The organism is Pseudomonas syringae pv. coryli str. NCPPB 4273 (genome assembly GCF_000972175.1).
Taxonomy (GTDB): Bacteria; Pseudomonadota; Gammaproteobacteria; order Pseudomonadales; family Pseudomonadaceae; genus Aquipseudomonas; species Aquipseudomonas syringae.
In genome coordinates, this window is record NZ_AWQP01000020.1 from 1 (window position 1) to 24,720 (window position 24,720).

The window sequence follows — 24,720 nt, forward strand, 5'->3', positions numbered from 1 at the left end:
TCTACGTGTTGTAAATGAGCATTCCGATTGGACTCGCATCCGAGCCTGTTTTTAACGAAGCATCACCGATGCGCAGCCACTTTTCGTACAGAGCCTAGGCTCGGTGCGCAATATAGGCCATCATCCCCGGCCTTACGCCGATCACGACTCGCGCTGACACCATGACCCGTACCCAGAAAGCCGTTTTCATTGCTGCCGCCATCGTCGCCCTGATTCTGGGCGTGATCCTCAGTCAGGTGCTGCCTGGCCGCAGCTCCCAGGACCAGGCGGCGCTCAACGACGCGGGTATTGTGCTGCTCCCCAAAAGCCGCCAATTGCCGGCCCTGAGCATGACCGACCAGAACGGCGCGGCTATAGCGCTTGATGGCTTGAAAGACCAATGGACGCTGATGTTCTTCGGCTACACCTTCTGCCCGGACATCTGCCCCACGACGCTGGCGCAGATCAAACAGATCAGGACCGAGCTGCCCGAAGAGACAGTCAAGCGTATGCGGGTGGTACTGGTCAGCGTCGACCCGAACCGCGACACGGCGCAGCAGCTCAAGCAGTACCTGGGCTACTTCGATCCGCAGTACATCGGCCTGACGGCACCTGTCGCTGATATTCAGACACTGGCCAATGCGGTGAGCATTCCGTTCATTCCCGCAGACACCAGTAAACCGAACTACTTCGTCGATCACAGCGGTAACCTGGCCCTGATCGGCCCGGACGGTACCCAGCGAGGCTTTATCCGCGCACCGCTGAACAACCAGAAGCTGGTGAAGCAACTGCCGGGAATGCTGGAAAGGGATTAGGACCTGTGAGATTCCTGCGAGAGTGACCGGGGCAGCGATCCGCGTTGCTCACGAAGACTTGGTCCAAACGCTCTATTTTCTGGAGGCTTTACCGGCCTCTTCGCGAGCAAGCTCGCTCCCACGACACGCATGTATAACTATGAGCGCAGAGCGTGGGAGCGATAGAGCGTTCCAGAACGCAGTCCCCGATGCTCTGCGTCGCAAGGGACGCAGAGCATTGGCGCGAGAACCGCAGGTTGCGATCAGATCAGAACGCCGGAACCACAGCGCCTTTGTACTTTTCGGCCAGGAACGTTTTCACTTCCGGGCTCTGCAAGGCGGCGACCAGCTTCTTCATCGCGTCCGAGTCCTTGTTGTCCGGGCGGGCCACCAGAATGTTCGCGTAGGGCGAATCGGCACCTTCGATGATCAGCGCGTCCTTGGTCGGATCGAGCTTGGCGCTCAAAGCGTAGTTGGTGTTGATCAGCGCCAGATCGACCTGAGTCAGTACGCGGGGCAGCGTGGCCGCTTCCAGCTCACGGAATTTCAGGTCTTTCGGGTTATTCACGACATCCGAAGGCTTGGACAGAATGTTGTCCGGCTCCTTCAGGGTGATCAGACCGGCCTTGGCCAACAGCAGCAAGGCGCGGCCTTCGTTGGTGGCGTCATTGGGCAGCGCGACGTTGGCGCCATTGGGCAGGTCTGCCAGCGTCTTGAGCTTGTCCGAGTAAGCGCCGAAAGGCTCGATGTGCACCTTGGCCACGGCCACCAGATCAGTACCTTTGCCCTTGTTGAACTCATCCAGATATGGCTGGTGCTGGAAGAAGTTCGCGTCCATACGGTTCTGCGACACCTGCACGTTAGGCTGAATGTAGTCATTGAACACCTTGATGTTCAAATCCACGCCTTCTTTGGCCAGGGTCGGTTTGACGAACTCGAGGATCTCGGCGTGTGGCACGGCAGAGGCCGCGACGGTCAGGGTTTCGTTGGCTTGCGCGGACAAGGCAGTGACAGCGGCGAATATGGCCAATAGTTTTTTCATGCAACAACTCCTTTGGGCCCGTGCGAGACGGGCCGATACCAACGGGTTCGATCAACGATGTGTGAAATGCGCGACCAGTCTGTCGCCGATGGTCTGCAGAATCTGCACCAGCACCAGCAACAATACGACCGTCACGAACATCACATCGTTCTGGAAGCGTTGATAACCATAACGAATCGCCAGGTCGCCCAACCCGCCAGCGCCCACGGCACCGGCCATGGCCGTGAACGACACCAGCGCAATGGCGGTCACCGTGATCGCTGCCAGAATGCCCGGCCGCGCTTCGGGCAGCAGCGCCTTGACGATGATCTGCCGAGTCGTTGCGCCCATGGCCTGCGTGGCTTCGATGATACCGCGGTCCACCTCGCGCAAGGCTGTCTCTACCAGACGCGCAAAGAACGGCGTGGCGCCGGCGATCAGCGGCGGCAACGTGCCGAGGATGCCCAGTGAGGTGCCGGTAATGATCTCGGTCAGCGGCATCATCACGATCAGCAGGATGATGAACGGCAGCGCGCGCAGCATGTTGACGATCACCCCGACCGTGGCATACAGCTGCTTGTGCTCCAGCAACTGACGCGGCGAGGTGAGAAACATCAGCACGCCCAGCGGCAGGCCGAGCAGGATGGTGAAACCGAGCGATACACCGAGCATGATCAGCGTGTCGCCAGTGGCCACCCAGATCTCGTACCAGTCGACATTGGAAAACAGGTTCAGGAAAGCGTCCATCAGCGCAGCACCTCCATATGAACATCAGCGGCGGTGAAGCGCGCGAAGGCGGCGTCCATGTCGCCGCCGGTGATGGCCAGCGTCAACTGCCCGTAAGGGGTGTCCTTGATGCGGTCGATACGACCGGCGAGGATGCTGTAATCGACGCCGGTTTCCCGCGCCACCGTACCGAGCAACGGCGCGTAGGTGGCCTCGCCCTGAAACGTCAGACGCACGATACGGCCTTGAACGTGAGCGAAGTCGTCACGCTGCTCGTTCTCGTCGACCTGCTCGTCTTCCTGCACAAAGCGCCTGGTGGTCGGGTGTTGTGGATGCAGAAACACATCAGCGACCCTGCCGTGCTCGACGATCACCCCGGCGTCCATCACGGCCACCTGATCGCAGACGCGACGAATCACGTCCATTTCATGGGTGATGAGCACGATGGTCAGCTTCAGCTCACGATTAATCTCGGCCAGCAGTTGCAAGACCGACGCAGTGGTCTGCGGGTCCAGTGCGCTGGTGGCTTCATCGCACAGCAGGATTTTGGGTTTGGTAGCCAGTGCGCGGGCTATGCCGACGCGCTGCTTCTGGCCGCCCGACAGTTGTGCCGGGTACTTTTTGGCGTGATCGGACAGGCCGACCCGCTCCAGCAACTCGGCCACGCGCTGGTCGATCTGCTTGCGCGGCATATCGCCTGCCAGGGTCAGCGGCATGGCGACGTTGTCGGCCACGGTTTTGGACGCCAGCAGATTGAAGTGCTGAAAAATCATCCCGACCTGTTGGCGGAAGCGGCGCAGGCCGTTGGCATCGAGCGCAGTGACGTCTTCGCCATCGACCACGATCTGTCCACCACTCGGGGTTTCCAGGCGGTTGATCAGGCGCAGCAGGGTACTTTTGCCCGCGCCGGAGTGGCCGATGATGCCGAACACCTGGCCGCTGTCGACGCGCAGGCTGGTGGGGTGCAGGGCCGGTATTTCCTTGCCTGCCACCCGATAGGTTTTGTGGACGTTATGAAACTCGATCACGGAGCGAACCTTGTGGGGCGCGTTAAAAAATCAGCGCAGTGGCTAGAGCGCCACCTGCTTCGTTACCTCGGCCGGATAAAGCCGGGCGCGCATTTTAGCCTGTCCGGCCCGCTGTGCTTAGCATTTATTTACCGGCTGTCCTGTGCAATGGGCATAACACGACCGTTGGTGAGCGTATGCGGAAAATAAAAGGAACGGCTGTTTTTAGCTCCGGTCACTTCTTGGATACCGTGATTTCCCGCTTACGCCAGGGAAGTCGTAATCAGCGAACCCAACTCAATGATTGGGGCGAGATAAGGAGTCTCTGATGGCTAGCAAGAACGCACCACCTGTAACCCAAACGCCCAAGAGCGAAATGGCAGGCACCGACACCCTGGACCGTGGCAATACCAACGAGAAGCTGGAAAGTCTCGAGCAGTTTCGCTCGGACGCCACCCAGCAAGCCCTGCGCACCAACCACGGCGTCAAGATTTCCGATAACCAGAACACCCTGAAAGTCGGCAACCGCGGCCCGTCGCTGCTCGAAGACTTCATCATGCGTGAAAAGATCACGCACTTTGACCATGAGCGTATTCCGGAGCGTATCGTTCACGCCCGCGGTACTGCAGCACATGGTTATTTCCAGACTTACGAAGACCATGGCGCCCTGAGTAAAGCAGGCTTCCTGCGTGATCCGGGCAAGAAGACTCCGGTCTTCGTGCGTTTCTCCACCGTTCAGGGCCCACGCGGCTCGGGCGATACCGTGCGTGACGTGCGTGGCTTTGCCGTCAAGCTCTACACCGACGAAGGCAACTTCGACCTGGTGGGCAACAACATGCCGGTGTTCTTCATTCAGGACGCGATCAAGTTTCCTGACTTCGTGCACGCGGTGAAACCCGAGCCGCACAACGAAATCCCGACTGGCGGCTCGGCGCACGACACTTTCTGGGACTTCGTCTCGCTGGTGCCGGAATCCGCGCACATGGTGCTGTGGACCATGTCCGACCGTGCGATCCCGAAAAGCCTGCGCACCATGCAGGGCTTTGGTATCCACACCTTCCGCTTCATCAACACCGAAGGTGAGTCGAGCTTCGTGAAGTTCCACTGGAAGCCCAAGTTCGGCGTCTGCTCGCTGGTCTGGGACGAAGCGCAGAAGCTCGCCGGCAAGGACACCGACTTCCACCGCCGCGACCTGTGGGAGTCCATCGAGATGGGCGACTACCCGGAATGGGAACTGGGTGTACAGATCGTTGCCGAGGAAGATGAGCACAAGTTCGACTTCGACCTGCTCGATCCGACCAAGATCATCCCGGAAGAACTCGTGCCGGTCACCCCGCTGGGCAAGATGGTCCTGAACCGTAACCCGGACAACTATTTCGCCGAGACCGAGCAGGTTGCCTTCTGCCCTGGCCACATCGTGCCGGGTATCGATTTCTCCAACGATCCGCTGCTGCAAGGTCGTCTGTTTTCCTACACCGACACGCAGATCAGCCGTCTGGGTGGACCGAACTTCCACGAAATCCCGATCAACCGTCCGATTGCGCCGAACCACAACGGTCAGCGTGACGCACAGCATCGCACCACTATCGACAAGGGCCGCGCTTCCTACGAGCCGAACTCGATCGATGGCGGCTGGCCGAAAGAAACCCCTCCTGCTGCAGAAAATGGCGGCTTCGAGACCTACCCTGAGCGTGTTGAAGCGCACAAGGTGCGTGAGCGCAGCGAATCGTTCGGCGACCACTTCTCGCAGGCCACCCTGTTCTTCCAGAGCATGAGCCACCACGAGAAAGAGCACATCATCGCGGCCTACAGCTTCGAGTTGGGCAAGGTCGAGCGCGAGTACATTCGTGCCCGTCAGGTCAACGAGATTCTGGCCAACATCGATCTCGAGCTGGCCAAGCGTGTAGCCGCCAACCTCGGCTTGCCAGCACCGACTGCCGGTACCGTACCAGCGCGTCAGACTTCGGTTAAAGAGTCGCCTGCGCTGAGCCAGGTCAACCTGCTGTCTGGCGATATCGTTTCGCGCAAGGTTGCCATTCTGGTGGCTGACGGCGTCGACGGTAAAGCGGTCGAAGCCATGAAAGCCGAGCTGACTGCCGAAGGCGCACACGCCAAGGTATTGGGCCCGACCTCCGCACCGGTCAAGACGGCTGACGGCAAGAGCCTGCCAGTGGACGCATCGGCTGAAGGCCTGCCTTCGGTCGCGTTCGACGCAGTCTTCGTACCGGGTGGCAAGGCTTCGATCGAAGCGCTGAAAGGCGACGGCGTGGCATTGCACTTCATCCTCGAAGCCTACAAGCACCTCAAGGCCATCTCCTTTGCCGGGGAAGCCAAAGAGCTGCTGAGTCTGCTACGCCTGGAAGAAGATGCGGGCCTGCTGGAGGTATCCGATAGCAAATCGTTCAAACCGTTCTTCCACGCGATTGCTCAGCACCGTGTGTGGGATCGTGAAGTGAAAGCCAAGGCTGTTCCGGCTTGATCTGACGCTGCTACGCGTATCGCTCCCACGCTCCGGCGTGGGGGCGCCTCTCCGGACCCTCTGCGTCCGCTTTTACGCTCTCTCCCCCCCCCCGCTTATACTCCCGAACACTTCTCGTTCCTCACGCTCCGCGTGGGAATGCAGTTCTGGACGCTCTGTGTCCGCTTTGAAGGATCGACTCAGGACTTGGCTGGTGTCAGGATGATCTGCGCTTTTTCATTGCGCTCGATCTGGCGACGCAATTGCAGTTCGAAATCCGGATTGGTCTTGACCACTCGCTTGGTCAGCAACGTCGCCAGCCACGGATAGTCTTCGGTGCGCGGCACCACCATCAGCACTTCGCAGTTGAACGCTACGGTATCGGCTGCGATATCGTCCAGTTGGCGACGTAGTGCACGCATATCGCCGATCTTGAGTTCAATCGTCGTGCTTTCTGCCGACGGATCAATCAGCTTGGCAACCCTTCTGGCCTCGGCCGCCTTCAAATCCGCTTCGGCTTTTTCCAGCTCGGCCTTGCGCGCATGGGCAATGGCGCCGTTGACGCCGCTGGTCAGCGCCGGTGCCTTGGGCATCAGGGCGCGTGCACGGCTCAGCGCAGAGGCCGCCGCGTTCATGTCACCCTTCTGCAGGCTGATCTGGCTACGGCTCAGATAGGCTTCGGCCAGACGACGCTGAAAAGGCTCCAGACGGATGTCGGCAGGATTGGCCGCCTGCAACGCCGCCAATTGGTCCTCGGCGGTTGCCAGCTCATTGCCGGCGATGTTCTGCTCGAGCTGAGCGAACGCGTCAGGCTGAGCCTCGGAGGCAGGCGTCTCGACAGTGGGCGCACTCTGGCAGGCACCCAGCAGGATGGAAAATGCGACAAGCAGCAGATAGCGTGGGGCGAACGGCTTCATTCCTGCGATTCTCTAGTTTGCGCAAAAAACGAGCAAGTCTACACCGCTCGCCTGGGTAGAACAAAGCTGAGCAAGAACAACGCCGCAGCGGATACCACTATAGACGGTCCGGCAGGGGTGTCCTTGAACCAGGACAATGATAGCCCGGCACACACGGCTATCACGCCCAACAGGCTCGCGCCCAGCGCCATTTGCTCCGGCGAACGGGCGTGACGCTGTGCCGCAGCCGCCGGGATGATCAACAGCGACGTAATCAGCAGAACACCGACGATTTTCATCGCGACCGCGATCACCACGGCGATCAGCAGCATCAACGTCATGCGCAGTGTAGCAACCGGCAGGCCTTCAACCCGCGCCAGCTCTTCATGCACAGTCATTGCCAGCAGTGGGCGCCACAGCGCGACGATCAGCACCAGCACCAACGTGCTGCCGCCCAGAATCCAGCCCAGATCAACCGGACTGATAGCCAGCAGATCGCCGAACAGGTAGGCCATCAGGTCGATGCGCACTTCGTGCATGAAACTGAGCACCACCAGCCCCAGCGACAAGGTGCTTGGCGCCAGAATCCCCAGCAGCGTGTCCGAAGCCAGCGGCTGACGCTGCTGCAACGTGACCAGCAACACCGCCAGCAGCAGGCAGCCGACCGTCACCGCGATGGTCGGGCTGATATCCAGCAGGAAGCCCAGTGCGACGCCGAGCAGCGCGGCGTGGGACAGTGTGTCGCCGAAATACGCCATGCGCCGCCAGACCACGAATGATCCCAGCGGGCCAGCGACCACGGCCAGAGCAACGCCTGCGAGCAAGGCATACAGTAGAAAATCAGCCATGCTTGCAGCTGTCTCCGTGAACGTGAGTGTGAGAGGTCGCAGCGTCATTCACCACCGCGCCATGCAGATCATGGGCGTGGTCGTGATGGTGGTGATAAATCGCCAGGCTCTGCGCATTGTTGCCGAACAGCTCGACAAAGGCCGGGTCATGGCTGACCTGCTCGGGATGCCCGGAGCAGCAGACGTGGCGGTTCAGGCACACCACCTGATCGGTGGTGCTCATGACCAGATGCAGATCATGGGAAACCATCAGCACGCCGCACTGGTGGCGGTCGCGCAGCCGGGTAATCAGGCTGTACAGCTCGGCCTGTCCAGCCACATCGACACCCTGCACCGGTTCGTCGAGGACCAGCAACTCAGGCTTACGCAACAATGCGCGGGCCAGCAGAACACGCTGCATCTCGCCGCCGGAAATGCCTTGAATCGGGCTGTCGATGACCTTTCCGGCGCCGACTTCTTCCAGCGCCGACGCTGCGGCCGTGCGATCCACACCGGGAACCAGGCGCAGGAAACGCAGCACCGACAGCGGCAGCGTCTGGTCCACATGCAGCTTTTGCGGCATGTAGCCGACACGCAACTTCGGCTTGCGCCAGACGCTACCGGAGTCGGGCTTGAGCAGCCCCAGCACCGCTCGCACCAGCGTGGTCTTGCCGGCACCGTTGGGGCCGATCAGGGTGACGATCTCACCGGGTTTGACGCTCAACTGGATGTCATCCAGAACGTTTTGCCCGGAAAGCGTCACGGCGACCTTGTCCAGACGTATCAATGCATCCGACATCAAGCGGCCTTGCAGCCAGCGCACACGCCGACGATCTCGACCGTCTGGCCTTCGACCGCGAAGCCGACGCCTGCGGCGGCATCGACCACGGCATTGCTGATGGCCGGGTGCTGCAGCTCGATCGCCGCATGACACAGGCGGCAAATCAGGAACTGGCCCTGATGCGCGTGAGTGGGGTGGTTGCAGCCAGTGAAGGCGTTGAGCGAGGCAATCCGGTGCACCAGTCCGTTTTCCAGGAGGAAATCCAGCGCACGGTAAACGGTTGGCGGGGCCGCACGGCGACCGTCTTCATCACTCAGTACTGCAAGGATGTCGTAAGCACCCAGCGGCTTGTGGCTTTGCCAGACCAGTTCCAGCACGCGACGGCGCAAGGTGGTCAGGCGCAGACCCTGTTTGGCGCACAGCGCATCAGCTTCGGCGAGGGCCGAATGCACGCAGTGAGAGTGGTCATGGGGGCGACTGGCCAGGGGAGTATTGGGCATGAGCAGCGACGATATTGGCTAGAGACGTTATTATGTTACCCGTTCCTGGCTGATATGAGTGATTCGAGTGCGCCGTCTTTTAAATCTTGCTGCTGTTTTCTGGGTCAGCCTGCTGATCATCGCCCCTGCTCAGGCCGAGGTCCGAGTGCTGACCAGTATCAAGCCTCTGCAGCTGATTGCGGCCGCTGTGCAGGACGGCGTCGGTACACCGGAAGTGCTTCTGCCACCGGGTGCCTCACCGCATAACTACGCGCTGCGCCCATCCGACGTACGGCGTGTACAGGAAGTCGAGTTGCTCTACTGGATCGGCCCGGACATGGAAACCTTCCTGCCACGCGTCCTTCAGGGCCGCAAACTGCCTGCGGTTGCCGTACAGACACTGCCGGGCATGCATTTGCGTCACTTTGGCGAAGACAATGCCTCGCATGATGACCACGAGCATGATCACGACAACGACGCAGACGAACATGACCACGATCACCGTCCCGGCAGTCTCGATTCGCACCTGTGGCTGTCGACCGTCAACGCGCGAGTGATCGCCGCAAAAATGGCCGCTGACCTGAGCGCTGCCGACCCTGCCAATGCAACACGCTACACCAGCAATGCCGAGGCCTTCAGCAAACGTCTCGATACGCTGGACGCTCGTATCAAGCAGCGTGTCAGCGCAGTGGCAGGCAAGCCGTACTTCGTGTTCCACGAGGCCTTCGATTATTTCGAAGAAGCCTATGGGCTCAAGCATGCCGGCGTATTCGCCATCGCCGCCGAGATCCAGCCCGGCGCCCAGCACGTCGCCGCCATGCGCGAGCGCCTGAAAGCCGCAGGCAAGACCTGCGTATTCAGCGAACCACCCCTGCGCCCGCGCCTGGCCGAAACCCTGAGCACCGGCCTGCCGGTCAAACTGGCCGAACTGGACGGACTGGGCGGCTACACCCCGGCCACCGCGCAGGGTTACGAGCAAGTACTGCAAAAGCTGGCTGATGATTTGGCAGGTTGCCTGAGCAGTCTCTGACTGCCACCGCCCACATAGCAGCACTGCTGTGTGACGCAGAGCGTCACGAACTGCATTCCCACGCGGAGCGTGAGGAACGATAGTCATCAGGGATAACACTATCGTGCCTATGCTCCGCGTCCTCTTGCGACGCAGAGCGTCACCAACTGCATTCCCACGCGGAGCATGGGAACGATAGTCAGCCGCCCAACTAGCTCAGGCTCGCGGAGACAGGTCTGGTCTCAGAGCGCAAACGGCAATGCAATGTGCGCTTCCTGGCGCTCGGCCAGACGGCGCTCGAACTCCGCAGGATCATGAATCAGCACATCCTGCCCGGCGAAGGTTTCGGCGGCGATCAAACGTGACAGCCAGAAACGCACACAAGCGATACGCAACATGATCGCCCACAGCTTCGACTCCGCAGCCGTGAACGGTCGCAAGCCCGCATAGGCACCCAGCAAGGCGCGCGCGCGAACAGCGTCGAGCTGACCGTTTTCCCGGGAACACCAATCGTTCAGGGCAATCGCCAGGTCGTACAACATCGGACCCGAGCAGGCATTGTAGAAATCGATCAACCCGGTCAGGTGCGTCCCTTCGAACAGTACGTTGTCGCGAAACAGGTCGGCATGCAGGTTGGCGCGCGGCAGCGCCATGATCTGCGGCTTGAACGCCTCGATTTCCTGAAGGCTCTTTTCAAGCAGCGCTCGCTGAGTCTCGCCCAGGTGCGACAGAAAATTGCGCCCCTCGCTCAGCATCCAATCCAGACCGCGATCAGTCTTGCGCTCGACGATCTGCCCGCGGGTTGCCAGATGCAGGTTGGCCAGCAACTCACCAATCTGCACGCAGTGCTGGGTGTTCGGCTCGCTGATGTGCTTGCCCGGCAGACGCGGCTGCAACAGCGCCGGTTTGTCTGCCAGCTCGCGCAGCGCCCGACCGTCGGTGGTGCGCAGCGCATAAGGCACTGGCAGATCGGCTTCATGCAGCACGTCGAGCAGTTCGATGAAGAACGGCATCTCCTGAACCGGGCCGCGCTCGACCAGCGTCAGCACGAACTCGCCCTGCTCCAGGCTGATGAAGTAATTGGTGTTTTCACTACCGGCAGCGATGCCCTGATAGTCAAGCAGACGGCCGAGCCCGTAAGGGGCGAGAAATGTTTCCAGCTCGGGCCGAGCCAGAGGGGTAAAAACGGACATATCAGGACTGCCAACGATTGAAGTGAATGTAGGGTGCTACCAGCTGAATATTTCCCACTGCGGGATCAGCATGTCCGGTTGGTCCGAACGAATGAAATTGGGGCTTGTACCATCGGCGCGCACCAGAAAATAGGGTTTGCCGTGTTTCGGGGTGATTTTAACCGCATACAGAAAGCCGTTCTGGCGGTATTCCTGAATGGTTCTGTCACCGTCAGTGCGAATAGTAACGTCCGGCGCCGCAGAAGGTGGATCTTCTGCTGCAACAGCGAGCAAAGGGCAAAAGGCCAACAGCCCGGTCAATATCAGTCGATTTACCTTGCGCATGATAACCTTGTCCCTTTGTCGTCAATGGTTCGCGCATTCTAGCGCCGACCCCGCCGAAAAGGTTGATTCTGCTCATGACCCAAGCGCCACTCGTCCTGGTAGACGGTTCCTCCTACCTCTACCGCGCCTTCCACGCACTGCCACCACTGGCCACCTCCAAAGGATTGCCGACCGGTGCCGTCAAGGGCGTGCTCAACATGCTCAAAAGCCTGCGGCGCCAGTACCCGGACAGCCCGCTCGCCGTGGTGTTCGACGCCAAGGGCGGGACGTTCCGTGATGCGCTGTACAACGACTACAAAGCCAACCGGCCGAGCATGCCGGACGATCTGCGCGTGCAGGTCGACCTGCTGCATGCCTGCGTCAAAGGCATGGGTTACCCGTTTCTGTGCGTCGAAGGCGTCGAAGCCGATGACGTGATCGGCACGCTGGCACGCAGCAGCGCGGCAGCCGATCGTCCAGTGGTGATCTCCACCGGCGACAAGGACATGGCGCAACTGGTCGACGGCCACATCACCCTGGTCAATACGATGACCGGTAGCGTGATGGATGTGGCGGGCGTGAAAGAGAAATTCGGCGTCGGTCCGGAGCACATCATCGATTACCTGGCTTTGATGGGCGACAAGGTCGATAACATTCCCGGCGTGCCCGGCGTTGGCGAGAAGACTGCGGTCGGTCTGCTGGTCGGCATTGGCGGCGGCATCAAGGAGCTTTACGAGAACCTCGACAAGGTCGCTTCCCTGCCGATCCGTGGCGCCAAGACCCTGGCCGCCAAACTCGAAGAACATCGTGAGATGGCCTTTCTGTCTTACGAACTGGCGACCATCAAGATCGACGTCCCGCTGGACATCGAGCTGGATCAATTGCATTGCGGCGAGCCCGACCGCGGCACGTTGATGGAGCTGTACGCCGAGCTGGAATTCAAGAGCTGGATCGAAGACCTGCAACGCGACGCCAAACGTGCCGGCCAGGAGTTGACCGTCGAAGAGCCGACTGTCGAGGCCAGGGAAGCGGCTTATGAAGTCATTCTTCAACAGGGCCAGTTCGATGCGTGGCTGAAGAAGCTGCAGGCCGCGCCGCTGTTTGCCTTCGTCACCCAGAGCAACGGCACCGATGCCCAGCGTGCGCAACTGGTCGGCCTGTCCTTCGCCATTCAGACCCACGAAGCCGCTTACATTCCGCTGACCCACTCGTACATGGGCGTGCCGCAGCAATTGGACCGCGACACCGTGCTCAAGGCGCTCAAGCCGCTGCTGGAAGACCCTGACAAAACCAAGGTCGGCCAGCACGCCAAGTTCGCTATCAACCTGCTTGCAAATTGCGCGATCGACGGCGATCAGGCGCAAGGCATCGATCTGCAGGGCGTGCGCTTCGACACCATTCTGGAATCCTACGTACTGGACTCCACCGCCACCCGCCACGACCGTGACAGCCTGGTGGCCAAGTACCTGACGCACACGCCGATCAATTTCCAGGAAATTGCCGGCAAAGGCGCCAAACAACTGAGCTTTGACCAGATTGCCCTGGAACAGGCGGGTAATTACGCCGCCGAAGAAGCGGACCTGACCCTGCGCCTGCATGAAGTCTTCGACGCACGGCTGGCCGCGATTCCGACCCTGCAGCCGGTATTGAACGATATCGAGATGCCGCTGGTGCCTGTGCTGGCGCGTATCGAGCGCCAGGGCGCGCTGGTCGATGCCAACCTGCTGGGCATCCAGAGCGTCGAACTGGGCGACAAGATGACTGCGCTGGAGCGCGAAGCCTTCGCCATTGCCGGCGAAGAGTTCAACCTCGGCTCACCCAAGCAGTTGGGCGTGATTCTCTACGAAAAACTCGGCATGCCGATTCTCAGCAAGACCGCCACCGGTCAGGCATCGACTGCCGAGGCCGTGCTCGCCGAGCTCGCGGAGCAGGATTTCCCGCTGCCCAAGGTGTTGATGCAATACCGCTCGATGAGCAAGCTCAAGAGCACCTACACCGACCGCCTGCCGGAGCAGATCAACCCGCGTACCGGGCGGATTCACACCTCCTATCATCAGGCGGTGGCCGTCACCGGTCGCTTATCGTCCAGCGATCCGAACCTGCAGAACATCCCGATTCGTACTGCTGAAGGCCGGCGCATCCGTCAGGCGTTCGTGGCCCCCAAGGGTTACAAACTGCTGGCCGCCGACTATTCGCAGATCGAACTGCGGATCATGGCGCATCTGGCTCAGGACGAAGGCTTGCTGCATGCGTTCCGCAATGACCTGGACGTTCACCGCGCGACGGCTGCGGAGGTGTTTGGCGTCGAGCTGGAAAACGTCACCACTGACATGCGTCGCAGCGCCAAGGCAATCAACTTCGGTCTGATATACGGCATGAGCGCTTTCGGTCTGGCCAAGCAGATTGGCGTGGACCGTAAGCAGTCACAGGCGTATGTCGACCGCTACTTCGCCCGCTACCCTGGCGTGCTGAACTACATGGAGCGCACCCGCGCCCAGGCTACCGAGCAAGGTTTTGTCGAAACCATCTTCGGTCGTCGCCTGTACCTGCCGGACATCAACGCCAAGAACCAGTCCCTGCGCAAAGGCGCGGAACGCATGGCGATCAACGCGCCGATGCAGGGCACCGCTGCGGACATCATCAAGAAAGCCATGGTGGCGGTGAATGGCTGGCTGGACGAGTCCGGCCTGGATGCTCGGGTCATCCTGCAGGTTCACGACGAACTGGTGCTTGAAGTGCGCGAGGACCTGGTCGATCAGGTCAGTGAACAGATCCGTCCACACATGAGCGGCGCAGCAGAACTGGCAGTGCCATTGCTGGTGGAAGTGGGGGTTGGCAACAATTGGGACGAGGCTCACTGAGCCTGAAATGGCGAACCTGTGCGCAGGTTCGTCAAATATTGTAGGAAATGTGAACTTTTCTTCACTGCTGGAACTTAACCGTTTGGACAGGAGTCAGACGTGTCGATTGGTTGAAAAATCGATCGTGCTCCTAGTTGTGTTAAGTGTTGGCAGTTATCCAGATCCCACCCTAAGGTCTGGACCTTAAGCCCCGGAACTTCCCCCTCCCCATGCGAAGTCCGGGGTCTTTTTTGCCTGCGATTTACTCCGCAGGTGCCTTGTCTTCCAGTTCCATCCAGTCGGCCAGCACGGTGTAGGCCTCTTCCAGCCCCATGCGCTTGGGGGCCGAGAACAACTGGATGCTCACTGCATCGCCCCAGCCTTTGCGAATCTCGGCCTGAACCTTGAGCAGCGTGTTCTTGGCCGCGCCGTAGGTCAGCTTGTCGGCCTTGGTCAACAGAATGTGCATCGGCATGTTGCTGGCGATGGCCCAATCGAGCATCAGCACGTCGAAGTCGGTCATTGGATGACGGATATCCATCATCAGGATCAGACCCTTCAGGCTTTCGCGGCTGCCCAGATAGGCTTCCAGGTGACGCTGCCAGTGCAGCTTGAGCGGGATGGGCACTTTGGCGTAGCCGTAACCGGGCAGGTCGACCAGACGGCGATCTTCGTCCAGACCGAAAAAGTTCAGCAACTGGGTACGCCCAGGGGTCTTGGATGTACGCGCCAGGCTGGCGTGGGTCAGGGTGTTCAGTGCGCTCGATTTGCCCGCGTTGGAGCGACCGGCAAACGCGACCTCAAAACCTTCGTCGTCGGGGCATTGGTCGACCTTGGCGGCGCTGAGCATGAACGTGGCCTGTTGGCACAGACCGAGGATGGGGTTTTTGAGTTGCATGTGATTTCCGGTGAAGACCTGCCTGCAGGGGGTGCGGCAGGAGGTGTCGGTTTCGTTTGGATGCGTGCGCATATAATGACACACCTGTCCCCCGGCCCACACTCACACCGTATCGGGCCGCTCTGACGGATGTGCTGGAACATTCAGACATGACCTGCTTCACTCCTTATGCAAAAAGGCCGTCCTCGGTCGCCCATTTTTACAACCTCAGCGTTACACTAACGAACTCAGGCTTTCGCGTCCGGTCGAAACCACCGTCGCTTGAAGGCGATTCAATCTGCTCAGGAGTAAAGCATGCGTAATCTGATCATCAGCGCCGCTCTGGTTGCCGCCAGTCTGTTCGGTATGTCCGCCCAGGCCGCCACGCCCATCGAGGCCGGCAAGCAATACGTCGAGCTGGCAAGCGCTGTGCCTGTTGCCGAGCCAGGCAAGATCGAAGTCGTCGAGCTGTTCTGGTATGGCTGCCCGCATTGCTACGCGTTCGAGCCAACCATCAATCCGTGGGTTGAAAAACTGCCGTCCGACGTCAAGTTCGTACGCATCCCTGCCATGTTCGGCGGCCCTTGGGACGCTCACGGCCAACTGTTCATCACCCTGGACACCATGGGCGTCGAACACAAGGTTCACGCAGCCGTATTCGAAGCCATCCAGAAAGGCGGCAAGCGTCTGACCGACAAGAATGACATGGCTGATTTCGTCGCCACACAGGGCGTGAACAAGGAAGACTTCCTGAAGACGTTCGACTCTTTCGCAGTCAAGGGCAAGATCGCCCAGTACAAGGAACTGGCCAAGAAGTACGAAGTGACTGGCGTTCCGACCATGATCGTCAATGGCAAGTACCGCTTTGACCTGGGTTCTGCCGGTGGTCCGGAAAAGACCCTGGAAGTTGCCGACCAGTTGATTGCCAAAGAGCGAGCGGCTACCACAGCCGCCAAGTAAGCGCACATCATGCGCCGCTGGGGCAAAGGCAGTACCCGTATCGTTGGCCTGCATGATCCGCAGGTCAACGAACATCATCTGCTGCAAAACGGCCTGCCGGAAGACGGCAGGCTGCGTTTGCTCAGTTTCAATATCCAGGTGGGTATCAGTACCCAGCGCTACCATCACTACCTGACACGCAGCTGGCAGCACTTGCTGCCGCATGGCGGTCGGGCGGGCAACCTGCAGAAGATCGGCGATCTGATCAACGATTTCGATCTTGTCGCGCTGCAGGAAGTCGACGGCGGCAGCATGCGCTCCGGCTTCGTCAATCAGGTCGAGCATCTCGCCCAACTGGGCGGCTTTCCGTACTGGTATCAACAGCTCAATCGCAATCTCGGGCGTCTGGCGCAGCACAGCAACGGCGTGCTGAGCCGTCTGCGTCCGACCAAGATCGAGGATCATCCGCTGCCAGGCCCGGCCGGGCGCGGCGCAATCCTTGTGCGTTTCGGCGAAGGCGAGGATGCGCTGGTCGTGGTCATGATGCACCTGGCGCTGGGGACTCGGACCCGAACCCGGCAGCTTGCCTACATTCGCGAACTGATTGGCGGTTATCGCCATCAGGTGCTGATGGGCGACATGAACACCCACGCCAATGACCTGCTGGAACACTCGCCGCTACGGGATCTGGGGCTTCTGGCCCCGCAGATAGAGGCGACCTTTCCGAGCTGGCGGCCACAACGCTGCCTCGATCACATTTTGCTCAGCCCGACCCTGACGCTCGAACGCGTGCAGGTGCTGGCGCAACCCATTTCCGATCACCTGCCTGTCGCTGTCGAGATTCGCCTGCCTGACTCACTGCGTGGGGACTCACTGCCTGTGCCCTCTGGTGGAAGCCTTGCATGAGCGACGACGCGGAGCGTTGGAAAGAGAAATACCTCAAAGGGATCGAGCAACAGGATAAGCTCGAAAAGCGCTGGGATGCGCGGCTCGATTTGTTGCGACGCGGTCTGGTGCGCAGCAGCCTGGCGGCGGAGGGCTCTGACCGCGCTGTCGATGAATGCATGAAGGAAATGCGCGAAATCGTCCGCAAGGACGATATGGATGCGGGCCTGGCAGCCCTGATCCCGCGCCTCGAAAAAGCCGTACTGGACTCTGAACAACGCCGCGAAGTACGGGCCGCGCAAATCAGCTCGGCACTGACCGCACTGGTTGCACAGCTGCAGTCACTGCCGCTGCCGCGCGACGTACGCAAGCCGCTCAAGCGCTTTGCCAAGGAGCTTGAAGAGCGCGCCTCCCAGGCCCGCGAGCTGCCCCTGTTGCTCGGCGAGTTGAGCAATTTGCAGGGCCAGGCCCTGACCCAGGTTGAAAAACCCGAAGAAGGTCCGCGCCAGGGATTGCTGCAACGCCTGTTCGGTTCGCGCGAAGGCCACAGCAACGACTCCCATCCCGAGACTGCTCACCCCGACGACGCCACCTTCTCCGCGCCGGAATCGCATGAACCCGATGCCGAGCCGCGAGCAGCGAACACTCACGCCCCGCCAGACGCCCCTCCTGTCGAAGCCGAGGCTGTTGATTCCCCTGCCGCAGCACCCATTGCCGAAGACAGCACGCCGCCAGCGCCTGCCCCGGAAACCGCTGCGTCTGCCGCAGTGATACCCGCTGCGGTGACGTCTGAAGAACCTGCGCCACAGGCTACCGCCGCGGACATTGCGCCGGTATCGGCAGAAGCCGTCGCCGAACCTGCACCTGCCACCGTCGAACCCATCGATTTCGCGGATGTTCTGGCGCCAGTCCCATCAGTGCCCTACCAGCAGCGGCCCGCGCCAATCGAGGTGACAGTTGAGGAACCCGACGCAGAGGCCGAGCAGCAGCCCGAATCGGCAGAGGGCGAAGAAGGTTACGCGCTACCCTCCTCACCGGAGCCCAGCTACAGCTCGGTGGCGGCACACATTGAACAAACTCTGCTGGGCCTGCTGGACGACCTGACCCTGTCCGAGCACTTTCGCCCGCAGGTCGAGGACATGCAGTTACGCTTGAAACATGGGCTTAACTGGTACGAACTGCTGCCTATCCTCGACGATCTGGCGGTGTTGATGCTGGCGATCAACAACGGTGGTCAGCAGGAGTTCGGCACTTACCTCAAGCAGCTCAATGAGCGGCTCGAATCCTTTCAAAGCCACTTGCAGGCCGCCAGTGAAGATCACGCCGAGGATCAGACCACTGCGCGCGACCTGAACGACCAGTTGCGCGAACAGGTGGGCGGCCTGCAAAGCAGTGTTCAGGACGCCTCCGATCTGCCCAGCCTCAAGCGGGTGCTCGACAATCGGCTTGAGGCCCTGCTCGGCACCATGGATCACTACCAGCTCAAACGCGATGCCCGCGAGCGCGAAGTGGCCTCGCGCCTGCAAGGTCTGGCGGCCCGCGTCGCGAGCATGGAGCAGGAAGCCCTGGGTTTCAGGACTCACCTGGAGGAACAGCGTCAAAAGGCCCTGATCGACCCGCTTACCGGACTGCCCAATCGTGCCGCCTGGGGTGAGCGCCTCGAACAGGAGATGGCCCGGTGGCAGGAAGAAAAAAACAGCTTGCTGGTGTGCATTCTGGACCTGGACCATTTCAAACGCATCAACGATGGCTACGGGCACCTGGCTGGCGACAAGGTATTGAAGATCGTCGCCAATGTCCTCAGCAAACGCCTGCGTGCCGATGACTTCATGGCACGGTTTGGCGGCGAAGAATTTGTCATGCTGCTGCCTGCAACGCCTCTTGCCACCGGGTTGACGCTTCTGGATGAACTGCGCGCCGCCGTCGAGTCATGCCCTTTCCACTTCAAGGGCGAGCGAGTCACCATCACCGTCTCCATTGGCCTGACGGCTTTTCGCCCGTCAGAGAAGAGCGACACCGCCATCAAACGTGCCGACCAGGCGCTTTACAAGGCCAAGGAGAACGGCCGGAACCGCATCGAACAGGGCTGACTGAAACATTTTGACCTGAACAAATAGCGGGTGCCCCATGCTATTCGCACACATTTTGTTATGATGTTTCATTTCCTGCCGACGCTGCCGACCTCATGAAGCTGTATTTCTCTGCCTTGCTCATGCTCCTCCTCACTGCCTGTGCCAGCGGCCCCAGGCTGGATACCAGCCATCCCTCGGTAAATTTCGATGGCCGTGCCCAGTATGTGGTGATGCACTACACCTCGGCTTCGCTGGAACGCTCGCTGCAGTTACTGACCCATGGCGAGGTCAGCGCCCACTACCTGATCGGTGACGACAGCAAGGCCACCATCTACAAACTGGTCGATGAAAACGCACGTGCCTGGCATGCCGGCGAAAGCGAGTGGGAAGGCCGCACCTGGCTCAACTCCAGCTCGATCGGCATCGAGATCGTCAACCCGGGTTTCAAGGAAACACCGACCGGTCGCCTGTGGTATCCGTACACCGAAGCACAGACCCAGTCGATCATTGTGCTGCTCAAGGACATCGTCAAACGCAATAAGATCGACCCCAAACACATCATCGGTCATAGAGACATCGCCCCGTCGCGCAAGCAGGATCCGGGGCCGTTGTTCCCGTGGAAACGCCTCGCTGCCGAAGGTCTGGGCAACTGGCCGGACGAACGCCAGGTTGCCCAGCGTCAGGCATTGCTGGCAGTCAATCTGCCGAGCATCACCTGGTTCCAGCAGCAATTGGCACGCTTGGGCTACAGTACCCCGAAGACCGGTGAACTGGACGTCGCAACACGCCAGGTACTGGCCGCCTTCCAGATGCACTATCGCCCGGCTCGCTTCGACGGCGAGCCCGACGCACAAAGCGCGGCCATCCTGCAGGTGCTCAATCACTCGAATTGAAGCGCATGAGGGCCTGGCGCTCAAGCCCTCAGAGCGGTAAAGCCATATAGAACTGCGTGCCCTGCCCCGGCCGTGAATAAACGCCCATGCGTCCGCCGTGCAGCTGGACAATCTCCTTGCACAGCGCCAGCCCGAGCCCGGCACCGCCTTTCTTGCGGCCGACCTGGACGAAGGGTTCGAAGATCCGCCCCTGCTGTCCGTAGGCAATGCCCTCGCCGTTATCTTCGACGCTGATGATCGCCCGCTCGCCGTGACGCCTGGCCTGCAGGCGAATCAGGCCGTTCGGCGGCGTATGACGCAAGGCATTGTCCAGCAGATTATCCAGCACCCGTTCCAGCTGGGACTGATCGGCATGCAGGCGCGGCATCGGCTCCTGCATATCCAGCATCAGCACAATATCCTGTTCCTGGGCCTGATCCTCAAAGCGCACCTTGGCTTCTTGCAGCAAGGTCTCGATGGAGCACGGTGCAAGTTTGAGCTTCTGCAGACCGTTCTGATAACGCGAGAAATTCAGCAGGTCGTTGATGAGCTGCATCAGGCGCTGCATTTCTTCGGTGACCGTATTGAGCAGATCCGCCTCACGTGACTCGGGAGCGAAATGCAGACGCTCCTGAAGGAGGCCGAACGCCATGTGCATACCCGTAACCGGCGTGCGCAACTCATGCGAGGCGCGCAGGACGAACTCGCTGCGTACCCGCTCGAAAGCACGCTGCTCGGTCACATCGTGCAGCACCATCACCGCACCCAGGATGTGGCCCTTGGTGTGGCTGACCGGCGTCATGCTGTAGGTCAGCAGTCGTGACTCGCCGTCGATCTCGATGGCCAAGTCTTCCGGCGCACGCTCCAGCGTTCCGCCTCGCAGCACCAGATGCAATTGCTCATCCAGCTCGGGGCGGCCCAACGCCTCGCCCAGACTGTGCCCGAGGCGACTCTCGTCCCATCCGAGCTGGCGCTGCGCAACAGGGTTGAGGTGCTCCAGGTGGCCTTGCCGATCGATCATCAGCAGGCCATCGTCAATACTGTCGAGGACCGCCTGCAGGCGCTGCTGGCCCGCCAGAAGCTCATCGACGTTGGTCGCCTGATGCTGACGCAGGGCTTCGGCCATGATGCCGAAGCGCCGGGTCAGCAGGTTCATTTCGGCGGCCGAGGAAATGGGCAGCGTGACCTCGTAATCACCCTCACCGATGCGATCGGCAGCCTTGGCCAGCGCCTCGATCGGCGCACCGAAACGACGGGCGATGCCATGCGCGGTCACAAAGCCGATGCACAGCACCGCCAGCCCGACCAGGCCCAGCAAGCCGGCGATCCACAATGCACGATCCCTGGAGTTGATCTCGGCGTTGCTGATGTTCTCCAGCGCCTTGCGATGCACATCCATCAGACCGTTACGCAGCGTGTCGAAACTGTCGCTCAATTGCGGGTTGCCGCGTATGCCTCGCGGATCATTGCGATACTGCTGCCAGGCGGCAATGAATCGCTGATAATCGCCCCGGGTCTTTTCAAAACCGTTGCGTACGTTTTGCTGGGTGTCCTGCACCGATCCTTGCTCCAGCAGCTCTTCGAACTGCTTCTGGATTCTGTCCAGCTCAACGTCATTGCGATTGGAACCGGTCATCAACACCAGTTGATCACCCATGTTCTGGCGCAACTTCAAGCCCAGATCGAGGATGGCGAAGTTATGCTGAATCAGTGATTCCTGAGTCCGGGCCATCTGCATGACACTGACGAGCCCCAGCAGCAGCCCGAGCAAAGCGACCGTGATAAGCGCCGAAATGCTCAGAAAGAGGCGGGTGCGCAACTTCATGGCCAGCTTCATTTGAGGTATTTCATAGGTTGTACTGTTTTCGTTTGCGGTAAAGCGTCGAAGCATCGATACCCAGCGTCTTGGCGGCCTGATCAAGGGTTTCACTGGTTGCCAGTACGGCCCCGATGTGTGCCTTTTCAAGCTCGTCCAGACTCAAGGCCGCTCCCACTCGCGGTGCGTTGTTGGTCGGCTGCTCAGCCATGCCCAGATGGCTGACTTCCACGCGTTCCTGTGGACAGATGATGCTGGCTCGCTCGATCACGTTACGCAGCTCACGAATGTTGCCCGGCCAGCGGTAATTGAGCAGCGCCGCACGGGCTTCTTCGCTGAAGCCGCGAGCCGGACGAGCGTACTCCTTGACGAAACGCGCCAGAAAGCGGTCCGCCAGGGTCAGAATGTCTTCGCTGCGCTCACGCAGGGCTGGCAGATTCAGGGTGATTACGTTCAGGCGGTACAGCAGATCCTCACGGAAACGCCCGCTGCGCACCATGTCCTCAAGGTTGAGGTTGGTGGCGGCCAGGATGCGCACGTCGGCACGTCGGGTCACCGGGTCGCCGACGCGCTCGTATTCCTTGTCCTGAATGAAGCGCAGCAACTTGGGCTGCAACGTCAGCGGAAAGTCGCCGATCTCGTCGAGAAACAGGGTGCCGCCATCGGCCTGATTGACACGACCCAGCGTGCTTTCGCTGGCACCGGTGAAAGCGCCGCGGCTGTGGCCGAACAGTTCGCTTTCCATCAGTTCTGCAGTCAGCGACGGGCAGTTGATGGTGACGCAGGACTTCTTGGCCCGCTTGCTCCAGCCGTGAATCGCCCTGGCCAGCTCGCCCTTACCGGTACCCGACTCGCCCAGAATCAAGATGTTGGCATCGGTGACCGCCACCTGACGGGCCGTTTCCAGAATGGCCATCATCGAAGGGCTGTGGGAATCCAGACCATCCTTGGGCTTGCGAACCTCGCCTTCCAGTGCTTCGAGACGTGCAGACAGTTGCCTGACTTCAAGCTGCTTGGCCGTTGCAAGACGCAACTGGTCAGGACTGCACGGCTTGACCAGATAGTCGGCTGCGCCAGCCTGAATGGCATCGACAGCCGTATCCACCGCCGAATGGGCAGTCACGATCACCACACGCATCCACGGCGCCTGAATCCGCATCTGCGCCAGCACGTCCAGGCCATTGTCTTCGCCCAGACGCAAATCGAGAAAGCACAGATCGAATACTTGGCGCTGCATGAGCGTGTCAGCCTGGGCTGCGCTGTTGGCAGTGGCGACACTGTAGCCTTCGTCTTCCAGACAGTACCGGAAAGTGCGGAGGATGGCGGACTCGTCGTCCACAAGCAGAATACGGCCCTGATTCTCAGTGGCTGCTTCCATTTTTCCTACGCTCCTTAATGAATTGTCTCAGTTAGTCTCGGAATCATCGGGCAAGTTGCATGGTCAATTCTGATTGATTCTTCGGCATGCATGGTAGCTTTCTGATCAGCTAATGGCGAACAGCCTGATTAATCCGCGTTTATGCCGTTAAAACCGTCTATTCGGAGACGAAATCTCACCGCAAAAGGAACGCTCTTATGTTTTCACTGAAAAAGATTGCTCTGATCACCGCCGCCGCTGCGCTACTGGGCAGTGGCCCGGTACTCGCCCAGCCTGACCTGCCCACTCAGCTCACCGAGGCGCGCCAGGAAGGCTCGATCTGGACAGCTTTCGCGCTGAACAAGCATCTGAGCCCGTTCAAGATCGATGTGGGTGTCGAACAAGGCACTGCGACGCTCAAGGGCAAGGTTGAAAACGAGGTGGACCGCGAGCTGGCCGAGCGCATCGCGCTGGATACCAAAGGCATCGAAAAGGTCGACAACCAGCTGGAGGTGGATCCTGCTGTCGCCAGCGAGCCTGGCACCCGGACCAACATGGCTCAGCGCTTCGAGGATGCAACGCTGGTCGCGACGGTGAAATCCAAGCTGCTGTGGAGCAGCGTGACCGAAGCGCTGAATATCGAGGTCGACAGCAAGGACGGCGTCATCACCCTCAAGGGCCGGGCACAGAGTCCCGAAGCCAAAGAGCTGGCGGGTAGCCTGGCCAGCAATACCGATGGCGTGGTCAGCGTCAATAACCTGATCAGCCTCAGCGCGGCCGACTCGATCGCGGCCAAGACCCAGCCACAGTCACTGACCCCGACCGAGGAAATGAGTGACGCCTGGATCACCAGCAAGGTGAAGGCGAGCCTGATCTACAGCCGGACGCTGGATGGGCTGAACATCAAAGTGGACACCAAGGCCGGTGTAGTCAGCTTGAATGGCGTGGTTGCCAACTTCGCCGAGAAAGAACTGGCGGTGGAAATCGCGAAAAATATTCGTGGTGTCAAAGGCGTCAACGGCGATGCGCTGAAGGTCATGGCGCGCAGCGCAGGCTGAGGGTTCAGCGCCATCGCGCTGAGCGCTTCGTGCAGAACGCACGATTACAAAGGGGTAATCGTGCAGGTTGCTGGTAGGACGCTCTTGAGTGACTTATTAACATATTGATTTTAAAGAGATTTATATCGATCAAAAACTGGCATGCAGTCTGCAATAACCCATTCAACAAAGGTCGATCCACAACGACCCATCAGATTGAATGCCCACTCAGGCAAGGGGATTTTGCAGATGAACAGCCAGCGTATTGCACAATTGCGTATCTCTCCCCTGCACATCCAGCAAGGTCTTTTTCTGCTCCTTGCCTTGCTCGTCACTCTGATCGCCATTCAGCAGTTCCAGCGTTGGAATCAAACCAACGAGGCAGCTCAACCGAAACAGCAATTCATCCAGACCAGCAGCATCTCCTATCGCGGTGTTAGTGCACCAGCAGTCAAGGACATGTCCTCAAGCCTGCGCAATGTCGACGGCCTGGTTTCTGTAGATGAAGTCGCTCCGCAGCAAAAATGGGTTTTCTGACCCGACCTTAAAAAG

General features: G+C 60.1%; 22 protein-coding genes. 10 read left to right on the plus strand and 12 right to left on the minus strand.

The annotated features are described in order from the left end of the window. The first annotated feature begins 161 nt into the window (after nt 1-161). Nucleotides 162-794, plus strand: a complete 633-nt coding sequence (locus P406_RS10100; RefSeq protein ID WP_046236103.1) for an SCO family protein — start codon at nt 162-164, stop codon at nt 792-794. 247 nt (nt 795-1,041) lie between these two features. Here P406_RS10100 and P406_RS10105 read toward each other — a convergent pair whose 3' ends face one another. The 3 genes from P406_RS10105 to P406_RS10115 are packed head-to-tail and all read right to left on the minus strand — an operon-like array spanning nt 1,042 to nt 3,548. Continuing rightward, the gene (locus tag P406_RS10105; RefSeq protein ID WP_046236104.1) at nt 1,042-1,815 is read right to left on the minus strand and encodes a MetQ/NlpA family ABC transporter substrate-binding protein; all 774 of its coding nucleotides are present in this window, start codon (nt 1,813-1,815) and stop codon (nt 1,042-1,044) included. Nucleotides 1,816-1,866: 51 nt separating this feature from the next. Beyond that, entirely contained in the window at nt 1,867-2,541 is a 675-nt protein-coding gene (locus tag P406_RS10110; protein ID WP_003317371.1) for a methionine ABC transporter permease, read from the minus strand. Then, entirely contained in the window at nt 2,541-3,548 is a 1,008-nt protein-coding gene (locus P406_RS10115) for a methionine ABC transporter ATP-binding protein (protein ID WP_003317372.1), read from the minus strand. The genes P406_RS10110 and P406_RS10115 overlap by 1 nt, the downstream gene beginning before the upstream one ends. A gap of 307 nt (nt 3,549-3,855) precedes the next feature. Here P406_RS10115 and katE point away from each other — a divergent pair, with 307 nt between their 5' ends. Continuing rightward, on the plus strand, nt 3,856-6,006 hold the full coding sequence (gene katE / locus P406_RS10120) for a catalase HPII (RefSeq protein WP_046236105.1): 2,151 nt from the start codon (nt 3,856-3,858) through the stop codon (nt 6,004-6,006). A gap of 179 nt (nt 6,007-6,185) precedes the next feature. On the opposite strand, the gene P406_RS10125 is transcribed toward katE, so the two are convergent. The 4 genes from P406_RS10125 to P406_RS10140 are packed head-to-tail and all read right to left on the minus strand — an operon-like array spanning nt 6,186 to nt 8,989. Continuing rightward, nucleotides 6,186-6,902 carry a PA5502 family lipoprotein gene (locus tag P406_RS10125; RefSeq protein ID WP_003414093.1) on the minus strand — a complete coding sequence of 239 codons (717 nt, stop codon included), beginning with the start codon at nt 6,900-6,902 and terminating at the stop codon, nt 6,186-6,188. Between the two features lie 38 nt (nt 6,903-6,940). Then, nucleotides 6,941-7,729, minus strand: coding sequence for a zinc ABC transporter permease subunit ZnuB (gene znuB / locus P406_RS10130; RefSeq protein WP_046236106.1), 789 nt, complete (start codon nt 7,727-7,729; stop codon nt 6,941-6,943). Further along, nucleotides 7,722-8,507: a zinc ABC transporter ATP-binding protein ZnuC gene (gene znuC, locus P406_RS10135; RefSeq protein ID WP_046236107.1), complete on the minus strand. Its 786-nt coding sequence runs from the start codon at nt 8,505-8,507 to the stop codon at nt 7,722-7,724. Before znuC ends, znuB begins: the two co-directional genes overlap by 8 nt. Then, nucleotides 8,507-8,989, minus strand: coding sequence for a Fur family transcriptional regulator (locus P406_RS10140; protein WP_003425978.1), 483 nt, complete (start codon nt 8,987-8,989; stop codon nt 8,507-8,509). The genes znuC and P406_RS10140 overlap by 1 nt, the downstream gene beginning before the upstream one ends. A gap of 67 nt (nt 8,990-9,056) precedes the next feature. On the opposite strand from P406_RS10140, the gene znuA reads away from it, so the two are divergent. Further along, on the plus strand, nt 9,057-9,998 hold the full coding sequence (gene znuA, locus P406_RS10145; protein WP_082100762.1) for a zinc ABC transporter substrate-binding protein ZnuA: 942 nt from the start codon (nt 9,057-9,059) through the stop codon (nt 9,996-9,998). Nucleotides 9,999-10,219: 221 nt separating this feature from the next. Here the strand turns inward: znuA and P406_RS10150 are convergent, their stop codons facing one another. Together P406_RS10150 and P406_RS10155 are read right to left on the minus strand one after the other, a co-directional pair. Beyond that, entirely contained in the window at nt 10,220-11,170 is a 951-nt protein-coding gene (locus P406_RS10150; protein ID WP_046236109.1) for a homoserine kinase, read from the minus strand. 36 nt (nt 11,171-11,206) lie between these two features. Continuing rightward, complete coding sequence (locus tag P406_RS10155) at nt 11,207-11,494, minus strand: DUF2782 domain-containing protein (RefSeq protein WP_024693376.1); 288 nt, start codon at nt 11,492-11,494, stop codon at nt 11,207-11,209. 74 nt (nt 11,495-11,568) lie between these two features. Here P406_RS10155 and polA point away from each other — a divergent pair, with 74 nt between their 5' ends. After that, on the plus strand, nt 11,569-14,334 hold the full coding sequence (gene polA, locus P406_RS10160; RefSeq protein ID WP_046236110.1) for a DNA polymerase I: 2,766 nt from the start codon (nt 11,569-11,571) through the stop codon (nt 14,332-14,334). A 241-nt stretch (nt 14,335-14,575) separates the two neighbouring features. Here polA and yihA read toward each other — a convergent pair whose 3' ends face one another. Continuing rightward, on the minus strand, nt 14,576-15,211 hold the full coding sequence (yihA, locus tag P406_RS10165; RefSeq protein WP_003341625.1) for a ribosome biogenesis GTP-binding protein YihA/YsxC: 636 nt from the start codon (nt 15,209-15,211) through the stop codon (nt 14,576-14,578). 294 nt (nt 15,212-15,505) lie between these two features. On the opposite strand from yihA, the gene P406_RS10170 reads away from it, so the two are divergent. From P406_RS10170 to P406_RS10185, 4 genes are all read left to right on the plus strand, one after another. Further along, nucleotides 15,506-16,150, plus strand: a complete 645-nt coding sequence (locus P406_RS10170) for a thiol:disulfide interchange protein DsbA/DsbL (protein WP_003414077.1) — start codon at nt 15,506-15,508, stop codon at nt 16,148-16,150. A 9-nt stretch (nt 16,151-16,159) separates the two neighbouring features. Continuing rightward, nucleotides 16,160-17,035 carry an endonuclease/exonuclease/phosphatase family protein gene (locus P406_RS10175; RefSeq protein ID WP_003414076.1) on the plus strand — a complete coding sequence of 292 codons (876 nt, stop codon included), beginning with the start codon at nt 16,160-16,162 and terminating at the stop codon, nt 17,033-17,035. Continuing rightward, nucleotides 17,032-19,104: a GGDEF domain-containing protein gene (locus P406_RS10180; RefSeq protein ID WP_046236111.1), complete on the plus strand. Its 2,073-nt coding sequence runs from the start codon at nt 17,032-17,034 to the stop codon at nt 19,102-19,104. The genes P406_RS10175 and P406_RS10180 overlap by 4 nt, the downstream gene beginning before the upstream one ends. A 95-nt stretch (nt 19,105-19,199) precedes the next feature. Further along, nucleotides 19,200-19,979, plus strand: a complete 780-nt coding sequence (locus tag P406_RS10185) for an N-acetylmuramoyl-L-alanine amidase (protein ID WP_046236112.1) — start codon at nt 19,200-19,202, stop codon at nt 19,977-19,979. 28 nt (nt 19,980-20,007) lie between these two features. On the opposite strand, the gene P406_RS10190 is transcribed toward P406_RS10185, so the two are convergent. Both P406_RS10190 and algB read right to left on the minus strand, forming a co-directional pair. After that, nucleotides 20,008-21,795 (minus strand): KinB sensor domain-containing domain, encoded by a 1,788-nt coding sequence (locus tag P406_RS10190; RefSeq protein ID WP_046236113.1) that lies wholly within the window; start codon nt 21,793-21,795, stop codon nt 20,008-20,010. Nucleotides 21,796-21,805: 10 nt separating this feature from the next. Continuing rightward, on the minus strand, nt 21,806-23,152 hold the full coding sequence (gene algB, locus P406_RS10195; RefSeq protein WP_003318895.1) for a sigma-54-dependent response regulator transcription factor AlgB: 1,347 nt from the start codon (nt 23,150-23,152) through the stop codon (nt 21,806-21,808). A 197-nt stretch (nt 23,153-23,349) separates the two neighbouring features. Between algB and P406_RS10200 the strand changes: the two genes are divergently transcribed. Next, nucleotides 23,350-24,189 carry a BON domain-containing protein gene (locus P406_RS10200; protein ID WP_003414069.1) on the plus strand — a complete coding sequence of 280 codons (840 nt, stop codon included), beginning with the start codon at nt 23,350-23,352 and terminating at the stop codon, nt 24,187-24,189. 228 nt (nt 24,190-24,417) lie between these two features. After that, nucleotides 24,418-24,705, plus strand: coding sequence for a hypothetical protein (locus tag P406_RS10205; RefSeq protein WP_046236114.1), 288 nt, complete (start codon nt 24,418-24,420; stop codon nt 24,703-24,705). Nucleotides 24,706-24,720: the final 15 nt, after the last annotated feature.